Source organism: Ruegeria sp. N11, assembly GCF_056531525.1.
Window position 1 is genome coordinate 119,248 of record NZ_JBQFLX010000012.1, and the last position, 17,630, is coordinate 136,877.

10 protein-coding genes are annotated in these 17,630 nt (G+C 61.8%); 5 read left to right on the forward strand and 5 right to left on the reverse strand.

All coding sequences use genetic code 11. The features are described 5' to 3' along the window. The first annotated feature begins 21 nt into the window (after positions 1 to 21). The 3 genes from ACR0J8_RS14310 to ACR0J8_RS14320 are packed head-to-tail and all read left to right on the forward strand — an operon-like array spanning position 22 to position 8,374. Entirely contained in the window at positions 22 to 5,448 is a 5,427-nt protein-coding gene (locus tag ACR0J8_RS14310; RefSeq protein ID WP_480523007.1) for an alpha-2-macroglobulin family protein, read from the forward strand. 36 nt (positions 5,449 to 5,484) lie between these two features. Further along, a complete protein-coding gene (gene pbpC / locus ACR0J8_RS14315) occupies positions 5,485 to 7,521 on the forward strand; it encodes a penicillin-binding protein 1C (protein WP_480890808.1) in 2,037 nt (678 codons plus the stop codon). 13 nt (positions 7,522 to 7,534) lie between these two features. Further along, positions 7,535 to 8,374, forward strand: a complete 840-nt coding sequence (locus ACR0J8_RS14320) for a 2-keto-4-pentenoate hydratase (RefSeq protein WP_480890811.1) — start codon at positions 7,535 to 7,537, stop codon at positions 8,372 to 8,374. 1 nt (position 8,375) lies between these two features. Here ACR0J8_RS14320 and ACR0J8_RS14325 read toward each other — a convergent pair whose 3' ends face one another. Genes ACR0J8_RS14325 through ACR0J8_RS14340 form a run of 4 tightly spaced genes read right to left on the reverse strand, consistent with a single transcriptional unit; the run spans position 8,376 to position 15,053 of the window. After that, positions 8,376 to 10,418, reverse strand: a complete 2,043-nt coding sequence (locus ACR0J8_RS14325) for a DUF7408 domain-containing protein (protein WP_480523010.1) — start codon at positions 10,416 to 10,418, stop codon at positions 8,376 to 8,378. Continuing rightward, positions 10,415 to 13,177: a DUF4159 domain-containing protein gene (locus ACR0J8_RS14330; RefSeq protein WP_480523011.1), complete on the reverse strand. Its 2,763-nt coding sequence runs from the start codon at positions 13,175 to 13,177 to the stop codon at positions 10,415 to 10,417. The genes ACR0J8_RS14325 and ACR0J8_RS14330 overlap by 4 nt, the downstream gene beginning before the upstream one ends. Beyond that, positions 13,174 to 14,049: a DUF58 domain-containing protein gene (locus ACR0J8_RS14335; RefSeq protein WP_480523012.1), complete on the reverse strand. Its 876-nt coding sequence runs from the start codon at positions 14,047 to 14,049 to the stop codon at positions 13,174 to 13,176. The genes ACR0J8_RS14330 and ACR0J8_RS14335 overlap by 4 nt, the downstream gene beginning before the upstream one ends. Then, the gene (locus ACR0J8_RS14340; RefSeq protein WP_480523013.1) at positions 14,046 to 15,053 is read right to left on the reverse strand and encodes an AAA family ATPase; all 1,008 of its coding nucleotides are present in this window, start codon (positions 15,051 to 15,053) and stop codon (positions 14,046 to 14,048) included. The genes ACR0J8_RS14335 and ACR0J8_RS14340 overlap by 4 nt, the downstream gene beginning before the upstream one ends. 64 nt (positions 15,054 to 15,117) lie before the next feature. Between ACR0J8_RS14340 and ACR0J8_RS14345 the strand changes: the two genes are divergently transcribed. Next, the gene (locus ACR0J8_RS14345) at positions 15,118 to 15,699 is read left to right on the forward strand and encodes a DUF1285 domain-containing protein (RefSeq protein WP_480523014.1); all 582 of its coding nucleotides are present in this window, start codon (positions 15,118 to 15,120) and stop codon (positions 15,697 to 15,699) included. On the opposite strand, the gene ACR0J8_RS14350 is transcribed toward ACR0J8_RS14345, so the two are convergent. Further along, positions 15,696 to 16,634: a DMT family transporter gene (locus ACR0J8_RS14350; RefSeq protein ID WP_480890815.1), complete on the reverse strand. Its 939-nt coding sequence runs from the start codon at positions 16,632 to 16,634 to the stop codon at positions 15,696 to 15,698. The two genes, ACR0J8_RS14345 and ACR0J8_RS14350, sit on opposite strands and share 4 nt — an antisense overlap. A 178-nt stretch (positions 16,635 to 16,812) precedes the next feature. Between ACR0J8_RS14350 and ACR0J8_RS14355 the strand changes: the two genes are divergently transcribed. Continuing rightward, a complete protein-coding gene (locus ACR0J8_RS14355) occupies positions 16,813 to 17,589 on the forward strand; it encodes a hydroxypyruvate isomerase family protein (RefSeq protein ID WP_480523016.1) in 777 nt (258 codons plus the stop codon). Positions 17,590 to 17,630: the final 41 nt, after the last annotated feature.

A 17,630-nucleotide genomic window follows, 5' to 3' on the forward strand; every position in this document is an offset into this window, starting at 1 on the left:
TGCTGCAAATAGGAGGTTGCGATGCACCGCTTGGTTTTGATTGCAATAGTTTATTTTCTTTCACATTTTTTCCAGCCAGCCCCAGGTCAGGCACAAACTGCCGCGCCAGAGTTCCGATACATCACGACCCGCGACGCTGATTTTATCGGAACCGATCTGAATGCGCTGTTCGACACGGATCTGAAAACCTGCATTCAGGCGTGTTCGGCCATCCAAAGCTGCACCGCATTTACCTTCAACACTCGTTCGGATGCCTGCTTTCCAAAGAAGGACATAGCCCGGCAGGAACCCTACAACGGCGCTTTGTCCGCACAGAAGGTTTCAACGCCAGATTCGACCCTAACACTGGCAGAAACCCGCAAAGGTACGCTGGATTTCCTGCGACCGACCGATTTTGAACGGGCGCGTGATCAGGCCAGGAACCTTGGATTTCTGCACTCGGCCGGCGGATTCAATGTCGAAGACGCGATGAACGCCGCCCGCGCCGCCAATACGCCGGCACTGGCCATGCAGTGGACCGGTGTGGCCCTGTCGATCAATGATGCCTCTGACCTGTGGACAGATTACGCCCGCCTGCTGCTTGCCATCGAAGCGTCGGGTTGGAACGAAAAAAATGTCCTTCACGATCAAGCGCTTGGCGCCGCCATCAACGGATACTTGCGCGCGGAATCAGAGGGCGCTCAGGTATCAGCACTAATAGTCTTGTCGAACGCGCTTGAAGCTGTCGAACGCGGGCGTGACATGATCCCGGCGCTGCGACTGGCCAAGCAGCTTCAGCCGCGCGAGGAGGTTCTGGCCGCTCTGGATCATGCGATCGGCAAATACGGGTTCCGGGTTTTGGACAGCAGCGTTGAAAGCGATGCCGCTGCGCCGCGCATCTGCGTTGAATTCTCGGAACCGCTTGTCAAAGCCGGTGTCGACTATGACCCCTTTGTTCAGCGCAGCGACGATGGTCTGGTGGTGCAGGCAGACGAGAAGCAGCTTTGCGTCGATGGTGTCGCGCATGGTGCGCGGTATCAGTTCACCTTGCGCGAGGGGTTGCCAGCCGCCTCGGGAGAAGTGCTGAACCGCAATGTCAGCCTGACCCACTACGTGCGCGACCGTTCGCCAACGGCCCGGTTTCCCGGGCGCGGATATGTGCTGCCTAAGTCAGCGGATGCGGCCTTGCCCGTTGAAACGGTCAACGTCGCCGAACTGGATCTGACCTTGCGCCGGATCAGCGACCGTAACCTGTTGCGTGCGGTTCAGCAGGGCTTTTTCGGCCGCCCCCTCAGCGAATGGGAAGAACGCGAGTTCAGCAACGAGATTGCCGAGGATATCTGGACAGGTACAGCGGAAGTCAAAAACCAGCTGAACCAGACCATGACAGCGCGCCTGCCGCTGGCTGAGGCGATTGCTGATCAACCGGCCGGTATCTACACGCTGTCCGCGCGGGTGCCCGGCAGTGACCCTTACGACGACCCGTCAGCCACGCAGTGGTTCGTTCTGTCTGATCTGGGTCTTTCAACTGCTCAAGGCACGGACGGCCTGCATGTCACGGTCCGTGGCCTGCCCAACGCCGTACCCCGCGAAGGGATCGAGGTTTCGGTGATCTCGAATGCAAATGCGGTTATTGCCCGGGCCAAGACGGATGCCGAAGGCCATGTCCTGTTTGATGCCGGTCTTGTTCGGGGAACGGGAGCAAGCTCGCCCGCGCTGGTCGTGGCTGTCGATGGTGACAGCGATATCGGGTTCCTGTCGCTAACCAACCCGGCCTTTGACTTGTCCGACCGTGGTGTCGAGGGTCGGGCACCAGCAGGACCAATCGATGTCTTTCTGACCACCGACCGGGGCGCCTACCGCGCCGGTGAAACGATTCACCTGACGGCCCTGACGCGTGACGATCAGGCGCAGGCCATCGAGGGTTTGCCGCTGACTGCTATACTGCACCGCCCGGACGGGGTTGAGTACCGACGCGCCGTGTCGGACGGCGGTGTTGCCGGAGGTCATGTTTTTGCGTTGCCCGTGGCTGTGGATGCACCGCGCGGAACATGGCGGATCGAAGTCAAGTCGGACCCGAAGGCTGATGCGCTGGCGCAGCAGACCGTTTTGATCGAAGACTTCCTGCCCGAGCGGATCGACTTCGACCTGTCCTTGCCGGACGCCCCGTTGCATCCCGGCGACAACCCGCCTCTGCGGATCGAAGCCCGCTATCTGTTCGGCGCACCGGGGTCGGATCTGAGCATCGACGGCCAGGTCCTCGCGCGCCCGGCGGAAGCGGTTTCTGGATATGACGGATATCGGTTTGGCCGCTATGACGCAGCGGTTTCCACCAAAAGCACCTATTTTGGCAATACGCGCACCGACGCCACCGGTCTGGCAACTGTCGCGGTGGAATTCCCTGTATTAGAGACTGAAGGGAAGCCCGTTGAAGCCACGGTGATTGCCCGGCTGGCAGACGGGTCAGGGCGACCGGTCGAGCGCCGGCTGACGGCTCCGGTCCGGCCAACGCAGCCGGTCATAGGAATCAAACCACTGTTTGACGGTGTTGTGCCTGAAGGCACCGAAGCCGGATTTCAGGTCGTCGGACTGTCGCCGGACCTGTCGACCACCCCGATGCGCTTGCGCTGGACCCTGAACCGGATTGAAACCCGGTATCAGTGGTACCAGCTGTACGGAGAATGGAAGTGGGAACCCACCACCCGGCGCACCCGGATCGCCACCGGAGAGGCCGAGTTTCAGTCAGACCCGCTGACTTTGACATCCGCGGTCGACTGGGGCCGGTACGAGCTTGTGGTGCAGCGCATCGATGGCGCATACGCCGAAGCGGCCTTCGATTTCTACGCGGGCTGGTACCAGGCCGCCGACGCCACAAGCACTCCGGACAGGTTGGACATGTCATTGGACCGTGACAGCTATCGCCCCGGTGACACGGCGCAGCTAAGGATTGTGGCCCGCATGGCAGGTGTTGCGCAGATCGACGTTCTGTCGAACCGGCTGATCCAACGCCAGATGATCCAAGTCCCTGAAGGGGAAACCGTTTTTCCCATCGACGTCACGCCGGAATGGGGCGCGGGCGCCTATGTCGCAGCCACACTCATCCGGCCGATGGACGTATCCGCCGGCCAGAACCCGGCCAGGGCCATGGGGATCGCTCACGCCAGTGTTGAACCGGTCGGGCGCAGGCTGCAGGTCGGGATTGAGGTGCCCGAACTTACGACGCCAAGACAGGTGCAAAAGACCCGCATCAGGGTCGAGAACGCCCCGGCCAATGATCCCGTCTGGCTGACGCTGGCAGCGGTAGATGTCGGTATCCTGAACTTGACAGGTTTTGAATCACCGGACCCGCAATCCTATTACTTCGGACAACGCCGTCTGGGCGTCGAATTGCGGGACGTCTATGGCCGACTGATCGACGGGATGAACGGGACCATGGGTCTCGTTCGTTCTGGTGGTGACAGCGACGCTGGTATGCGGCGGCAGGCGCCGCCGCCGACACAGGATCTGATGGCCGTTTTCAGCGGTCCGGTTCAGGTCGATGAAGCAGGCGAAGTCGAACTGGACATTCCTCTGCCCGATTTTAACGGCACCGTGCGTCTGATGGCCGTCGCCTGGTCGCGCAGCGCAGTCGGTCAGGCCGAAGCTGAGATGGTCGTTCGCGACCCGGTTATCGTATCGGCCAGCTTGCCACGTTTTCTGGCCCCTGGCGACCAAAGCCGGATGCTGCTGGAGATCGTGCATGCCGACGGTCCGGCAGGTGAAATGGCACTGGGTCTGGCGGCTTCGGCCGGGCTGGAACTGGCCGCAACCCCGACCAGTTTCACGTTGCAACCCGGCGGCAAGACCGTTTTGGAAGTTCCAATTCGCGCAACTGCGGTTGGTGACCCTGAGATCAACCTGTCAATCACAACACCGGACGGCCGCGATCTGCCTCAGACGTTGCGGATGCCGGTTCGCGCAAACGATCCTGCCGTTGCTCTGACACGCCGATTTTCGCTGGGCGAGGGTGACAGCTTTCTGTTTTCGCAGGATGTCTTCGACGGATTCCGGCCCGGATCGGTCAAGGCGATCCTGTCCGCCGGTCCGCTGGCGAAATTCGACACGCCCGGCCTGCTGGATTGGTTGAACAGGTACCCATATGGCTGCACCGAACAGATCACCAGTCAGGCGCTGCCGCTGCTGTATCTGTCTTCGGTCGCCCAGGCCTCGGGGCTGGGGAACGGACCGGCGATCGAAGCGCGGATCAGCACGGCCATCCGCAGCATACTGACCCGGCAAACCTCGAATGGTGCCTTTGGGCTGTGGCGCGCCCAGGGCGGCGATTTCTGGCTGGATGCATTTGTCACCGACTTTCTGTCCCGCGCCCGTGCGCAGGGCCATACAGTGCCGGACCGTGCCTTTGCACAGGCGATGGACAACCTGCGAAACAGGATCAGCTATGCCCCTGATTTCGATGAAGGCGGGCAAGACATCGCTTATGCGCTGATGGTTCTGGCCCGCGAAAGCGCGGCATCCATGGGCGATCTGCGCTATTACGCCGACGTCAAAGGTGATGCCTTCGCCACGCCTCTGGCAGCCGCTCAGCTTGGGGCGGCGCTGGCCTCTTACGGGGATCAGACACGAGCGGACAGGATGTTTGCACGCGCTGCCCAGCTGCTGGCCGAGCGGCCGGATCAAAATCAAAGCTACTGGCGCACCGATTACGGAACCGAACTGCGCGATGCGGCCGGACTGCTGACGCTGGCCGTGGACGCAGGCAGCGAGGTGATCGACCGGGACGATCTGATCCGGCGGATCAGTTCCGCCCCGGCGCATTTGTCAACGCAGGAGGCATCATGGTCGCTGCTGGCGGCGCATGCGCTGATCTCGAACCCGGAAAGCGCCGGGCTGCGTGTAAACGGTGCGTCGATCGAGGGGCCGTTTGTGCAGGTCCTGCATTCGGACAGCGACGATGTACTGAACATAACTTCCACGGACGGGCAGGCCACGGACATCACGATGACGGTGACGGGAATACCCGACGTGCCGCCTGCGGCGGGCGGAACCGGATATGCGATCGAGCGGGTGTATTTCTCAATGGAAGGTGAACCGCTGGACCAACCCGCACTTTCGGTGGGCACGCGATTTGTCACGGTTCTGACCGTCACGCCCTTCGAGGATGGCGGTGCGCGCCTGATGATCGACGACCCGCTGGCCGCTGGTATCGAGATCGACATTCCCAACCTGTTGCGTTCAGGTGATGTGCGGTCGCTGGACTGGCTGGATTTGTCCGAAGCCAGGCATACCGAATTCCGGTCTGACCGGTTTTTGGCAGCGGTTGACTTGCAGGACCGCAAGCCGGTCACGCTTGCGTATGTGGCACGTGCCGTAACACCCGGTGCCTTTCATCACCCGGCGGCCTCGGTCGAGGATATGTACCGCCCGCAGAACCGGGCGCACACCAACACTGGGCGCGTTGTGGTCGAATGATCGGGGGTCAAACATATCGAAGTTTTGGCAAGGCCGATGCCTAGGGTCAGCCTTCTGCTCTTGGCACTTGCGGGGCTTTTGTATGTGACCGGCTTTGCCCGCGACCGCTTTGCGGACTGGGTCGACGCCACATCGCTGCCTGCGGTTCTGACAGAAACCTCGGTCGAGATGCGGGACCAGAACGGCGATCTGCTGCGCGCATTTCCGGTGGCGGACGGTATCTGGCGGATGCAGCATGGCCCGGTCGATCCGGGTTTTGTCAACATGCTGATCCGGTACGAAGACAAACGGTTTCGCGCTCACTCCGGCATCGATCCGCTGGCCATGGCGCGGGCGGGGGCGCAGTCGCTTTGGAACGGCCGACCTGTTTCTGGCGGATCGACCCTGACCATGCAGGTTGCCCGCCTGATCGAGGATGGCCCGACAGGTCGGTGGAGCGGCAAACTCCGCCAGATCCGGGTGGCCCTGGCGCTGGAACAACGTCTGAACAAGGATCAGATCCTGTCGCTGTATCTTACCCACGCCCCTTATGGTGGCAATCTTGAAGGGGTCCGGGCGGGCAGTCGGGCGTGGTTCGGCAAGGATCCGTCCCGTTTGACGCCTGCGCAGGCGGCCTTGTTGATCGCCCTGCCACAATCCCCCGAGGCACGGCGACCCGACCGCAATCTTCAAGCAGGGCGCAAAGCCCGCGACCGGGTTTTGCAACGGCTACATCGCAATGGTCTTTTGTCCAGACCCGAGATGCAAAGCGCCATGGCAGACCCGGTGCCAACCAGAATGCGGCCCTTTCCCCGGCTGGCACCCCATCTGACGGACCGGGCTCGTGCGGGGTTGCCCGAAGCTCTGGCGCAGGACCTGACCCTGGACGGGGCGTTGCAGGCAAAGTTGGAACCGCTGATCGCGCAGGCCGCCAAACGGGCCGGACCCCGCGTTTCCGGCGCAATGATCGTGGCTGACCATGAAACCGGCGCGATTCTGGCTTCGGTCGGGTCGGCGGGTTATCAGGACGCGCGTCAGGGGTTTGTGGACATGACGCAGGCGTTGCGTTCACCCGGATCAACCTTGAAACCCCTGATCTATGGACTGGCCTTCGACCAGGGTCTGGCGCATCCGGAAACCCTGATCAGCGACAGCCCGGTGATGTTCGGGCGATATGCACCCCGCAACTTCGACGGCGTGTTCAGGGGTGACGTGCGTATTCGCGATGCGCTGCAACTGTCGCTGAACATCCCCGTGGTGCGCCTGACGCAAGAACTGGGACCTGCCCGCGTCATGGACGCCCTGCAGCGTGCCAACACCGAACCGCGCCTCAACGGAGGCGCACCGGGTCTGGCGATCTCGCTTGGCGGTGTCGGGCTTAGCCTGCACGATCTTGTGCAGCTTTTTGCGGTGGTGGCGGCAGGTGGCCAAGGCCCCGTCTTGCACTATCGGGCATTGGATGGCGACGATTATACGCGACGTGTCCTGTCGGAACCGGCGGCCTGGCAGGTTGGCAATATTCTGACCGGACTGACCCCGCCATCAGGTGCGCAATCCGGTGTATTGGCATATAAGACCGGAACCTCTTACGGGCACCGGGACGCCTGGGCGATCGGCTATGACGGCCGTCACGTCATCGGTGTCTGGCTGGGGCGGGCAGACGGCACACCGGTGCCCGGTGCGTTTGGCGGCGCACTTGCGGCCCCAGTTTTGTTTGAAGCCTTAGGTCTTCTGAAACCCAAATTCACTCCGATGCCGCCGCCGCCGCCATCAACCCTGCTGGTCGGTGCCGCGCAACTGCCCCAGCCTTTGCAAAGGTTCCGCCCCCGCGAGGCGGCTTTTGAGGCGGATTCTTCTGCGCCGCAACTATTGTTTCCGCCCAAGGATGCCTTGTTAGAGACAAATGGAGCCTCCCTTACGCTGAAGCTGAGGGGCGGAACCGGGCCGTTTTCCGTCCTGTCTGACGGCGTGCCCGTCGTAACCGGCCAGCACCACAGAGAGTTTGAAATTCCCAACCCCGGGCCCGGACACACCGCCCTTGTCGTGTTGGATGCACTGGGCAAATCCGACAGGGTTTCGTTCAAGATCAGATGACGGGAGAAAACGAATGCGCAATTGGCTTATTTTTGTTCTTGCTTTGACGGCCACTCAGACAGCGGCTGAATGCGCGTCTGACGCCCAGATCGACCGGTTTGTTCAGGACTATCTTACGAACACACCTACCGTTGCTCTGACCCCGGACGGAAGCATGGCGGATGCGCTTTGCACGCAGGCGAAACTTGTCACTGCGATGCAGCCGCATCTTGGACCGTTGATTGGCTACAAGGCGGGCCTGACCAGCAAACCCGCGCAGGACAGGTTTGGAGCAAGTGAACCGGTTCAGGGTATTCTGTATCGCGACATGATGCTGGATGACGGGGCAAGTGTTTCAGAAAATTGGGGGGCCCGTCCGGTATTCGAGGCGGACCTGATCCTGGTGGTCGGCGACGCCGCGATCAATCAGGCAACCACACCTGGCGAAGTGATGGAACATGTCTCGTCTGTTCGCCCCTTCATCGAACTGCCTGACCTGACCCTGGCCGACGGAGAACCCATTACCCCCGTCACCCTGACCGCAATCGGGGTTGCGCCTAAACTCGGCGTTTTAGGGTCTGAAATCGCCGTCACCGATCCCGCCGGCATGTCGCAGGCTTTGATGGGCATGACTGTCACGCTGAGTGCTGCCGACGGTGAGGTTCTGGCAGAGGCGCCTGGCACAGCCGTTTTGGGCCATCCGGCAAACGCGGCACTCTGGCTGATGTCAAAAGGGATCGAATTTGCACACGGCGATCTGATTTCGGTTGGCTCGTTCGGTCCGCTGTTTCCGCCTGCCAAAGGCAAAGGCGGTGCGTCCGTCAGGTATGACGGCCTGCCCGGCAATCCTACCGTCAGCGTGACATTCGAGTAGCCTATCGCCGCCCCTCACGCAGCCAGCCAGCCAGCAGGAACCCGCCAGCCAGCAGCAAGACCAGCCAGGGCGGCAGCAACCCGGCCTGCGTGACATCGCGCGTCTCATAAGCGTCTCTTGGGGTCAGACCGATCCAGCCGCGCCCCGAGGCCGGCCGCCCGACGCGCACATTGCGGATCGACGGCAGCCCGTCCTCCAGACGGACAACACCACCGCGCAAATCTGCCAGAAGCGGTTCCAGCAGGTCGCCGGTTGCTATGGTCTGCTCGAACTCTTTCGGCGCAGCGGGCCCAAGACCGATCACCGCTGAATTCTCACCTTCTTCAAGGCGGTAGAGCCCGATCTCAGGTCCGATATATTGGGCCTCGAACCGTCCCGGTGACACCTCCTCAAGCGTCATGTCCAGCGTTTCGCCATTTGGGCGTGTCACGGTCACGGTCCCAACCTCATCGCTGAGCGTCTGGCGGATGATGCGCATGACCTGACCGTTAGCTTCGGCCCACAGGGCTTCTTCCTCAAGTTCGGGTTCTTTCATCATCCAATGCGCAAGCCTGCGCAGCAGTTCCAGTTGTGGGCCACCGCCTTCGAAGCCCCGGCTCCACAGCCAGGCGTGGTCCGAGGCCAAAAGCGCCACGCGCCCTTCGCCCACACGGTCGAGCACCAGCAACGGCCGATCATCAACCCCGGACATCAACGCCTCACCTGACCGGTGCTTGACATCGATCTGACGCAGCCACGCGCCCCAGGTTTCGGGATCGCCGAGATCGGTTGTAACCGGGTGGCGCTGACCAAGATCCGTGACTTTCGGCACATAGCGTTCCTCAATCACACGCGCGGTCGGCTGCGCGGGCAGGATCGGAGCAAGCGGAGATCGGAAAATGCTGTCAGCCGTCGCAAAATCCGGCCCGGCCGCAATTAGAACCGCACCACCTTCGTTGATGTAGTTGGTGACATTGTCCAGATAGATCGCGGGCAGGATGCCTCGACGCTTGTAGCGGTCAAAGATAATCAGGTCGAAATCGTTGATCTTCTCAAGAAACAGCTCGCGCGTCGGGAAGGCGATCAAAGACAGCTCGTCCACCGGCACCCCGTCCTGTTTTTCCGGCGGGCGCAGGATGGTGAAATGGACAAGGTCGACAGAACTGTCCGATTTCAGAAGGTTACGCCATGTCCGCCCGCCCGGATGCGGTTCTCCGGAAACAAGCAAAACCCGCAGCCGATCACGGACACCGTTCATCTGAATCAGCGCGGTATTGTTGCGATCGGTCAGCTCGCCCTCGGCCTGCGGCACCGAGAACTGGATGACGTTCCGCCCGCCATGCGGCAGCGTTATGGGAAGCTCGACATCCACCCCGATGGGAATGCTGAAGCTTTCCGGCGCGGCCCCGTCGACCGAGATTTCAAGCGGCGCGGTGGCTGCTCCGGCAGGTGCGGCGCCGCTGTCCTCGACCCGCAAGGTCAGCGTCACGGGCTCTCCGATAATGGCAAAGGCAGGCGCGTTGCGGACAATCAGTCGACGGTCCCAATCGCTGGCACGGCCGGTTTGCAGCAGATGCAATGGCGCGGGCAGGTTCGGGGCCTGATCGACGTCATGCACGATACCGTCCGAGACCACCAGTATCCCGGCGATACGCGCACGGGGTTCTTCCGCCAGCGCCTCGTTGAGGGCAGCCATCACCCGCGTGCCTTCATCCCCGTCACCGTCGCCGACGGCGATGCGGCGCAGTTCGGTATTGTCGCGGGATTCGATTTCTGCCGCCAGTTCCTCTGCGGCCCGTGCCGTCTGATCGGCGCGATCCGACAGGGTCTGACTGGCGCTTTCATCCTCGATCATCAGGACGATATCCGTCAGAGGCGCGCGATCCTCGACCTGATAGACCGGACCGGACAGCGCCGCGACAACGACCAAAGCCGCCAACCCGCGCAAGGCCCAGCCGGACAGTCCGCGCCACAGCGCAAGAATGACGCCGCCCAGCGCAACCCCGGCGACAATGGCCAATACCGGCCATGGGATCAGCGGATCAAAGATGACGGTTCCGGTCATTGCCCCAACCTGTCTAGCAAAGCGGGCACATGGACCTGATCGGATTTATAGTTCCCGGTCAGAACGTGCATCACCAGGTTCACACCAAAACGGTTGGCCAGTTCGCGCTGACGTTCGCCGGCATAACCGCGCCCAACCGGCAGCAGGGCCTGCCCGTTTCGGTCGATGGCCCAGGCACCGGCCCAGTCATTGCCGCCGATCACCACCGGGGTGACATTGTCGTTGAGGTTTCGGAACGGCATCCCTTCGATCTGTTCCGCATCCGGCGGCGCGGCTTCGACCCAGACCTCTGCCCCGCCATATCGTCCCGGAAAATCCTGCAGCAGATAAAAGGCACGTGTCAGAACATGATCGCGCGGAACAGGCTCTAACGACGGGATGTTTAAAGGTCCGGCCAATTGTTGAAGCTTGCGCCCGTTAGGACTGGCGGCGCCAAAACGGGCCACATCCGAGTCGCGTGTATCGAACAGGATCATTCCGCCCGAGCGCAGATACGCATTGAGCTTTGCGTACGCCTCGGAGGAAGGCTGAGGCTGATCCGGTGTGATGGGCCAGTACAGAAGTGGAAAGAACGCAAGTTCGTCGCGTTCCAGATCGACGCCGATTGGCTCGGCTGGTTCCACGGAGGTTCGGAACAACAGTGTTTGCGAAAGCCCGCGCATACCGGCCCCTGCAACGGCATCCACATTCTCGTCACCCGTCAGTACATGAGCCAGAACCAACTCCTGCGTGGCGCTTAGCGCAAATTCGGTGTCTTCGGGGGATTGGGCCTGCGCCTCGGGGGTCAGCATCAATGCGCCAAGGGCCACCACCGCCGTACGCGCCAAGCCCAACCGCCCGGACAAGGCCAGCGAGGCGATCACGTCCACCGTCAGCAACAGCAGCGCGAGGCTCAGCAACAGGCCCCCGATCGGGGTTTCCGTGTTAACTTCCTGCCCCCTGATCGTCACATCCCCAGACCAAACCACCGGCTGGAATGTCGCGTCCTCGGTCAGCGCGTTCAGCGCCAGTTTCTGTTTACCGCTTTCATACAGTCCCGGCCGCAATTCCGGACCGACCGCCCGGGACAACAGATCAACACCGTCCACCCCGGCCAGATTGCCCGCATCCGAAAGCGACCCGAACCCGTCCAGAACTTGAATCGGCTCCCAGACGGTGCCCTGCAACTGAGCCTCCTGCCGGGATTTTGCGGCCGAGGCCACGGCCAGACGGTCCAGCATTTCGACAAACAAACCGGACAGAGGAACGGTCGACCATTCCGCGTCAGCCGTGACGTGAAACAGCACGACCTGGCCCAGACCCAATGTCTTTCGGGTGACCAGCGGCGTTCCGTCAGACAGCGATGCAATCACCCGATCGGCCAGATTAGGGTCTGGTTGGGCCATGACCTGCGTAGTGACAGTCACATCACCGGGGATCTGCAGGCCATAGAATGGCGAGCCTTCGACAAATGGCGCCAACCCCTTGGCTTCTCCCCAACTCATCGCGCCACCGACCGAACGCCCGCCGCTGCGCAGACGAACCGGCAACAAGGCGTCTTCATCCTTGCGGCCCAGATCACTTGCCGCCATGCGCGGGCCCGCAAAGCGCAGCAACAGCCCACCCTCTTCGACCCATTGAACCAATTCAGCCTGTTCCGTGTCAGAGAGTTTGGCCACATCCGCCAGCACGATCACATCAGGGTTGGCAGGCAACACATCCAGCAAACCGCCATCGACAAAATCAGCGGTCGGTCTGAGAACCTGTGTGAGATAATGCAGCGGCGACAGCAGTTCCAGCCCCTCGCGGTTCAGCGTACCGGCAATCAGGGCAACCTCGCGCCGCCGCAGGCTGTCATCGGTCAGCGTCGTGGTCCCGGCTGAGCGCTGGCCTTGAATTTCGAACCGCGTAATCCGGGCGCGCAACTCGGAAGGCAGTGACAGATCAACCTGCGCCTGGCTTTCACCATCCTCGAACGTCACATCGACCGATTGCAGAACACGCATTGCACCTGCGGGGTCGCGGCCCTGAGCCAGGATCGTCAGCGACATGGCCGGTCCGGGTTCCGAGCGCAGCGCTGTCACCTGAATAACGCCGTCCTGATACGCTGCGGGCAATAGTGCAAGAACCGGCGCAGACGGACGGTAGACCGTAACGCTCCCGCGCGCCTGCAGGGCGGATAACATCCGGTCGTGGCCGGGGTAGTTCAGCCGGTCGCTGAACCAGCGTGTCTCGAACCCGCCATCGACCTCGGCCAGCGCCGCCAACACCTGATCCAACTGTTTCGGGCTGGGCTGCCAAGGCATCGGCATCAGGCCCGGCAGGCGCCCGCGCCATGCCTCAGCGGCCTGAAAAACCGGTGTTTCCGGGTCGGTCAAGCGCAAAATCGATACGGGGCGACCGGCACGACCAGCCTCGGTCAATTGCGCGTCGATCTGATCCAGCGTAGCTGACCAACGCGTTCCTCCGGCCCAACTGGCGTCCAGAACCATCAGAAGCGGACCCGATCCTGCCTGATCACGCGACGGGTTCAGAACCGGCCCGGCCAGCCCGATGATGATCGCCGCCGCCGCCAGCATCCGTAACAGCAGCAGCCACCACGGGGTTCGGTCCGAGACGCTTTCGTCATCCTTCAACCCAAGCAGCAATGTAACCGCCGGGAACAGTCGGCGAATGGGTGCCGGTGGCACGGCGCGCAGAATCAGCCACAGGATCGGCAGGGTCAGAAGGCCCAGCAGCACCCATGGGGCTGTAAATCCGATGCCTGCCAGAACCGTCATTGCGTACCTCCGTCCAACGCACGATAGAGCCACAACAGAGCCGCTTGCGCGCTTTCACCGGTGTGGTGCTGACCCAGTTGCCAGCCAGTTGCACGACAAAGCTGCGTCAGCGCATCCTTGCGCTCGGCCAACCTGCCAAGATAGCGGTCGCGCAGATCTCCGGCCTTCAGGGTTTCATGCCGGACCGAGCCGCCGACGCTTTCGAAAATGGTGCGCCCCTGGAAGGGAAAGGTCTCCTCGCCGGGGTCCAGAACCTGCAGCAAAACACCGCGAACACCGCGATCCGCAGCCTTGGTCAGCGCCAGTTCAACCTCATCCAGCGGACCCAGGAAATCAGAGATGAACACAGCCCGGGCATGCGGAACCATGGCCCGGTGTTCCGGTGGTGCATAGTCGACCTCGGTGTCCTCGGACCAGGCTTGCGCCAGCCGGATGATCTGGGCGTTGCCCCGCCGCGGCGGCAGCGTGGTGCCGGTCAGTCCGACGCGCTCACCACCCCGCACCAGCAAGATCGCTGTCGCCAGACCCAGCAGTCGCGCCCGGTCCGCCTTGGTCGGCAGCGCCCTGTCCGAGGCAAACCGCATCGATGCGCCCTGATCGACCCACAGCATGATCGACTGGGCGATCTGCCATTCCCGCTCGCGCACGAACTGCTGATCCCCCCGCGCCGAGCGTCGGTGGTCGATCAGACGGCGACTGTCACCGGCCTGCGCCGGGCGGTATTGCCAGAAATCGTCGCCCAGGCCCGAACGCCGTCGCCCGTGGTCACCCAGCAGGACGGTTCCGGCCAGATGTTCGGCCCGCGCCAAAAGGGGCGGCAGCCGGGACGCCTCGGCCTCGGATTTTTCACGAAGGGTCAGCGCGGCATTCACGCCGCGGCCTCGGTACGCACCAATCCGGCGGCGGTGGTGTCGATCAGGCTGGCCAGACTGTCACCACGCGCACGCGCTGCAAAGTTCAGCGCCATGCGATGGCTGAGCACCGGACGCGCCATGTCCAGCACATCCTCGGCATTGGGCGCCAGACGCCCCTGCAACATCGCGCGGGCGCGCACGGTCATCATCAGCGCCTGTGCCGCCCGGGGGCCAGGGCCCCAGGCGACTGTTTCAGAAACACGGTCCGAAACGCCCGGTTCTTCGGGGCGGAAGGCGCGGACCAGATCAAGGATCAGTTCGACCACCGATTCACCCACCGGCATCCGGCGCAACAGGACCTGTGCCGCCAGCAATTCCTCTTTGGTGAAAATCTGGTTGGCCTCGTCTTCTTCCACGCCCGTCGTCGCCAACAGAATGTCCCGTTCGGTTTGACGATCCGGGTATTCGACATCGATCTGAACCAAGAACCGGTCCAGCTGCGCTTCGGGCAATGGATAGGTGCCTTCCTGTTCGATTGGGTTCTGCGTTGCCAGCACATGGAACGGAACACCCAGCGAGCGATCTTCGCCCGCGACCGTCACCGTGCGCTCCTGCATCGCCTGCAGCAGCGCCGACTGGGTGCGCGGGCTGGCGCGGTTGATCTCGTCCGCCATCAGCAATTCGCAGAAAATCGGGCCGGGGATGAACCGGAAATGACGGCTGCCATCATCGGCGGTATCCAGAACTTCGGACCCCAGAATATCGGCAGGCATCAGGTCAGGCGTGAACTGGATGCGATTGCCATGCAGGCCCATCACGGTCGACAGCGTTTCCACCAGCCGCGTTTTACCCAGCCCGGGCAGACCGATCAACAATGCGTGACCACCACATAAAAGCGCCGTCAGGGTCAGGTCCACGACCCTCTCCTGCCCGATAAAGCGGCGGGTGATCGAGGTCTTGGCCTCTTGCAGCTTGTTTTCCAGCGCTTCGATCTCGGCGACGAGGTCGGCAGGTTCGGACATGGTTTTCCCTTCCGTGGACGAATATGATTGAAGTGTATCGCGCTGACAGGAAATGGCAAAAGCAATGAGCGGACAAAAACCTGTGACACCTTCTCCCGATGGTCTTGCAGCCTCGGTCAAATCGGTCAAAAGGCGGGGTTTACCGCCCGTTCACCTTTGGAATCCTCCGTTTTGCGGCGATCTGGACATCCGTATCGCCAAAGATGGTTCGTGGAGTTATTTAGGCTCACCCATCAACCGTTTCGAGCTTGTGAAGCTTTTTTCCTCAATTCTTAAGAAAGAAGACGGGGAGTATTTTCTGGTGACCCCGGTCGAAAAGGTGGGAATCACCGTCGAGGATGCACCCTTTGTCGCCGTGGACTTTGACAACACCGATGAAAGCGGTGCGCAAGTCCTGACGTTCACAACCCAGGTGGGCGATACGGCTGCCGCAGGGCCCGATCACCCGATCCGCATTGTCATCGATCCGGAAACGAATGAACCGTCCCTTTACATATTGATGCGCGCAAACCTTGAGGCGCGCGTTGACCGCAAAAGCTTTTACCGCCTTGTCGACATCGGCACTGACCATGATGGCTGGTTCGGCGTCTGGTCAGGGGGCGTTTTCTTTCCCTTGATCCAGTCTGATGCGCTGGAGCGTAACTAGGCCAGGCGCACCGATCTTCGGTCTTGTGCCAGCACAACCGCCAGCGCGACGATGCCCGCGCCCAGCGCGCGGGTCCAGTTCCACTCTTCCCCAAGCATCACCATGATCAGCATTACGTAGAACGGCGCGATGTTGATGTGAAACGAGGCCAGCGCGACGCCCAGCCTTGCGATGGAGCCAACAAACAGAATCTGACTGATCCCCATCGAAATCAGCGCATAGATCGCCAGCATCCCGACCTGATCAACGTCAATCGGAGCAGACAGCAGAATATCCATCCCCAACTGATGCGACAGGATCATCAGAATGGTGGCCATGACCAGACCACCGACAAAAACGATCGTGGTGCGCCCGGTCTGGCTCAGTTCGGGGAAATCCCTCGCCGTTGCCTGACTGGCCCAGCAGAACAGAACCGTTGAAAGAACGGCGCAGACCGCGCCCAAGCCCAGCTGCGCCGGGGCGATTGAACTGGTGGCGATCAGGCCTCCGATAATCGATACAGCAACGCCAAGGGCAAAGTTCCACTTCAGACGCCGCGTACCTGCGGCAAGCTCGAGCAAGGTTGCCGTCAGCGGGGCGCAGGACGCGATGATCGCGACGGTGACGGGATCCGTCAGTTTCTGTGCGAGGATGATCAGGAACATGCCGGTGCCTATGCCAAGCCCGCCCACCAACAGCGCGTGCCGCCACCGTGCGCGAAGAACACGTGTCGGACCGTCTATCAGGATCCAGACCGGCACCAGAACAAGCACCGCCAAAGCCAGGCGCGCCGCCAACAGGGCGACCGGGGGCCAGCTTTGAAGCAATACCTCAGCCGCCGGAAACCCGGCAGCCCAGCACAGCATAGACGCAACCGCCAGACCATTGCCCGACAAGGCAGAGCTCTGGCCTTGGGGTACAGAAGCGGATTGACCGCGAACGGTTTCAGAGCTCATCGCCATGAATTTCAGACCTTCTGTTGGCAGGGCGTCGCAAAATTGATTCGCCGCACAGGCCCGACGGTCGGCGATGTGCCACCGCTATTCTGGTCGATTTTCGACAATCTGTCGTTTTCAGTCCCTTTCCCGGACATCACCCCGGGTCTAAGGTCCCGGTAAAAGGAACACCGAGCACATGCCAAGATTTGCCGCAAATATCTCGCTTCTGTTTGCCGAACTTCCCTATCTGGACAGGTTCGAGGCGGCCGCGCGTGCCGGGTTTTCGGCCGTGGAGATACTGTTTCCATACGATCTCGCGGCCCGTGAAACCAGCCGCGCCCTGCTGGAAAACGGGCTTGAGCTGTTGCTGATCAACGCCCCACCGCCCAACTACACGGGCGGTCAGCCCGGCTATGCCGCCGTTCTGGGCGGCGAGGCCCGCTTTCAGACCGATATCCGCCGGGTCCTGAGATATGCGCAGGTGCTGCGCGCGGGTCAGATGCACATCATGTCCGGCTATGCAGAAGGCTCAGCAGCGTTTGAGACCTTTGTGCGAAATCTTCAATGGGCCGCTGATTTCGCGCCCACGCAGAAATTCACGATCGAACCGCTGAATACGACGTCGCAACCCGGATATTTTCTGAATGACTATGATCTGGCCGCCAATGTGCTGGACCGCGTGGATCGCCCAAATCTCGGCCTGCAATATGACAGCTTTCACGCAGAAATGATCCACGGTGATGCGCTTGCCATCTGGGACCGTTTTCACCCCCTTGTCACTCATGCACAGATCGGTGCGGCCCCAGACCGCGCTGAACCGGGGCGCGGTGACACGGATTTTCCTGCGCTTTTCGATGCCATGGATCGCTGCGGCTATACCGGGTGGGTCAGCGCCGAATACACCCCGTCAACCGACCGAACCGCAGCCTCGCTGGGCTGGATGCAGGGATGGGGTACTGGAATTCAGGCCTGAAATGCCACACATGGGGGGCAATCAACTGACAGGATAACCGG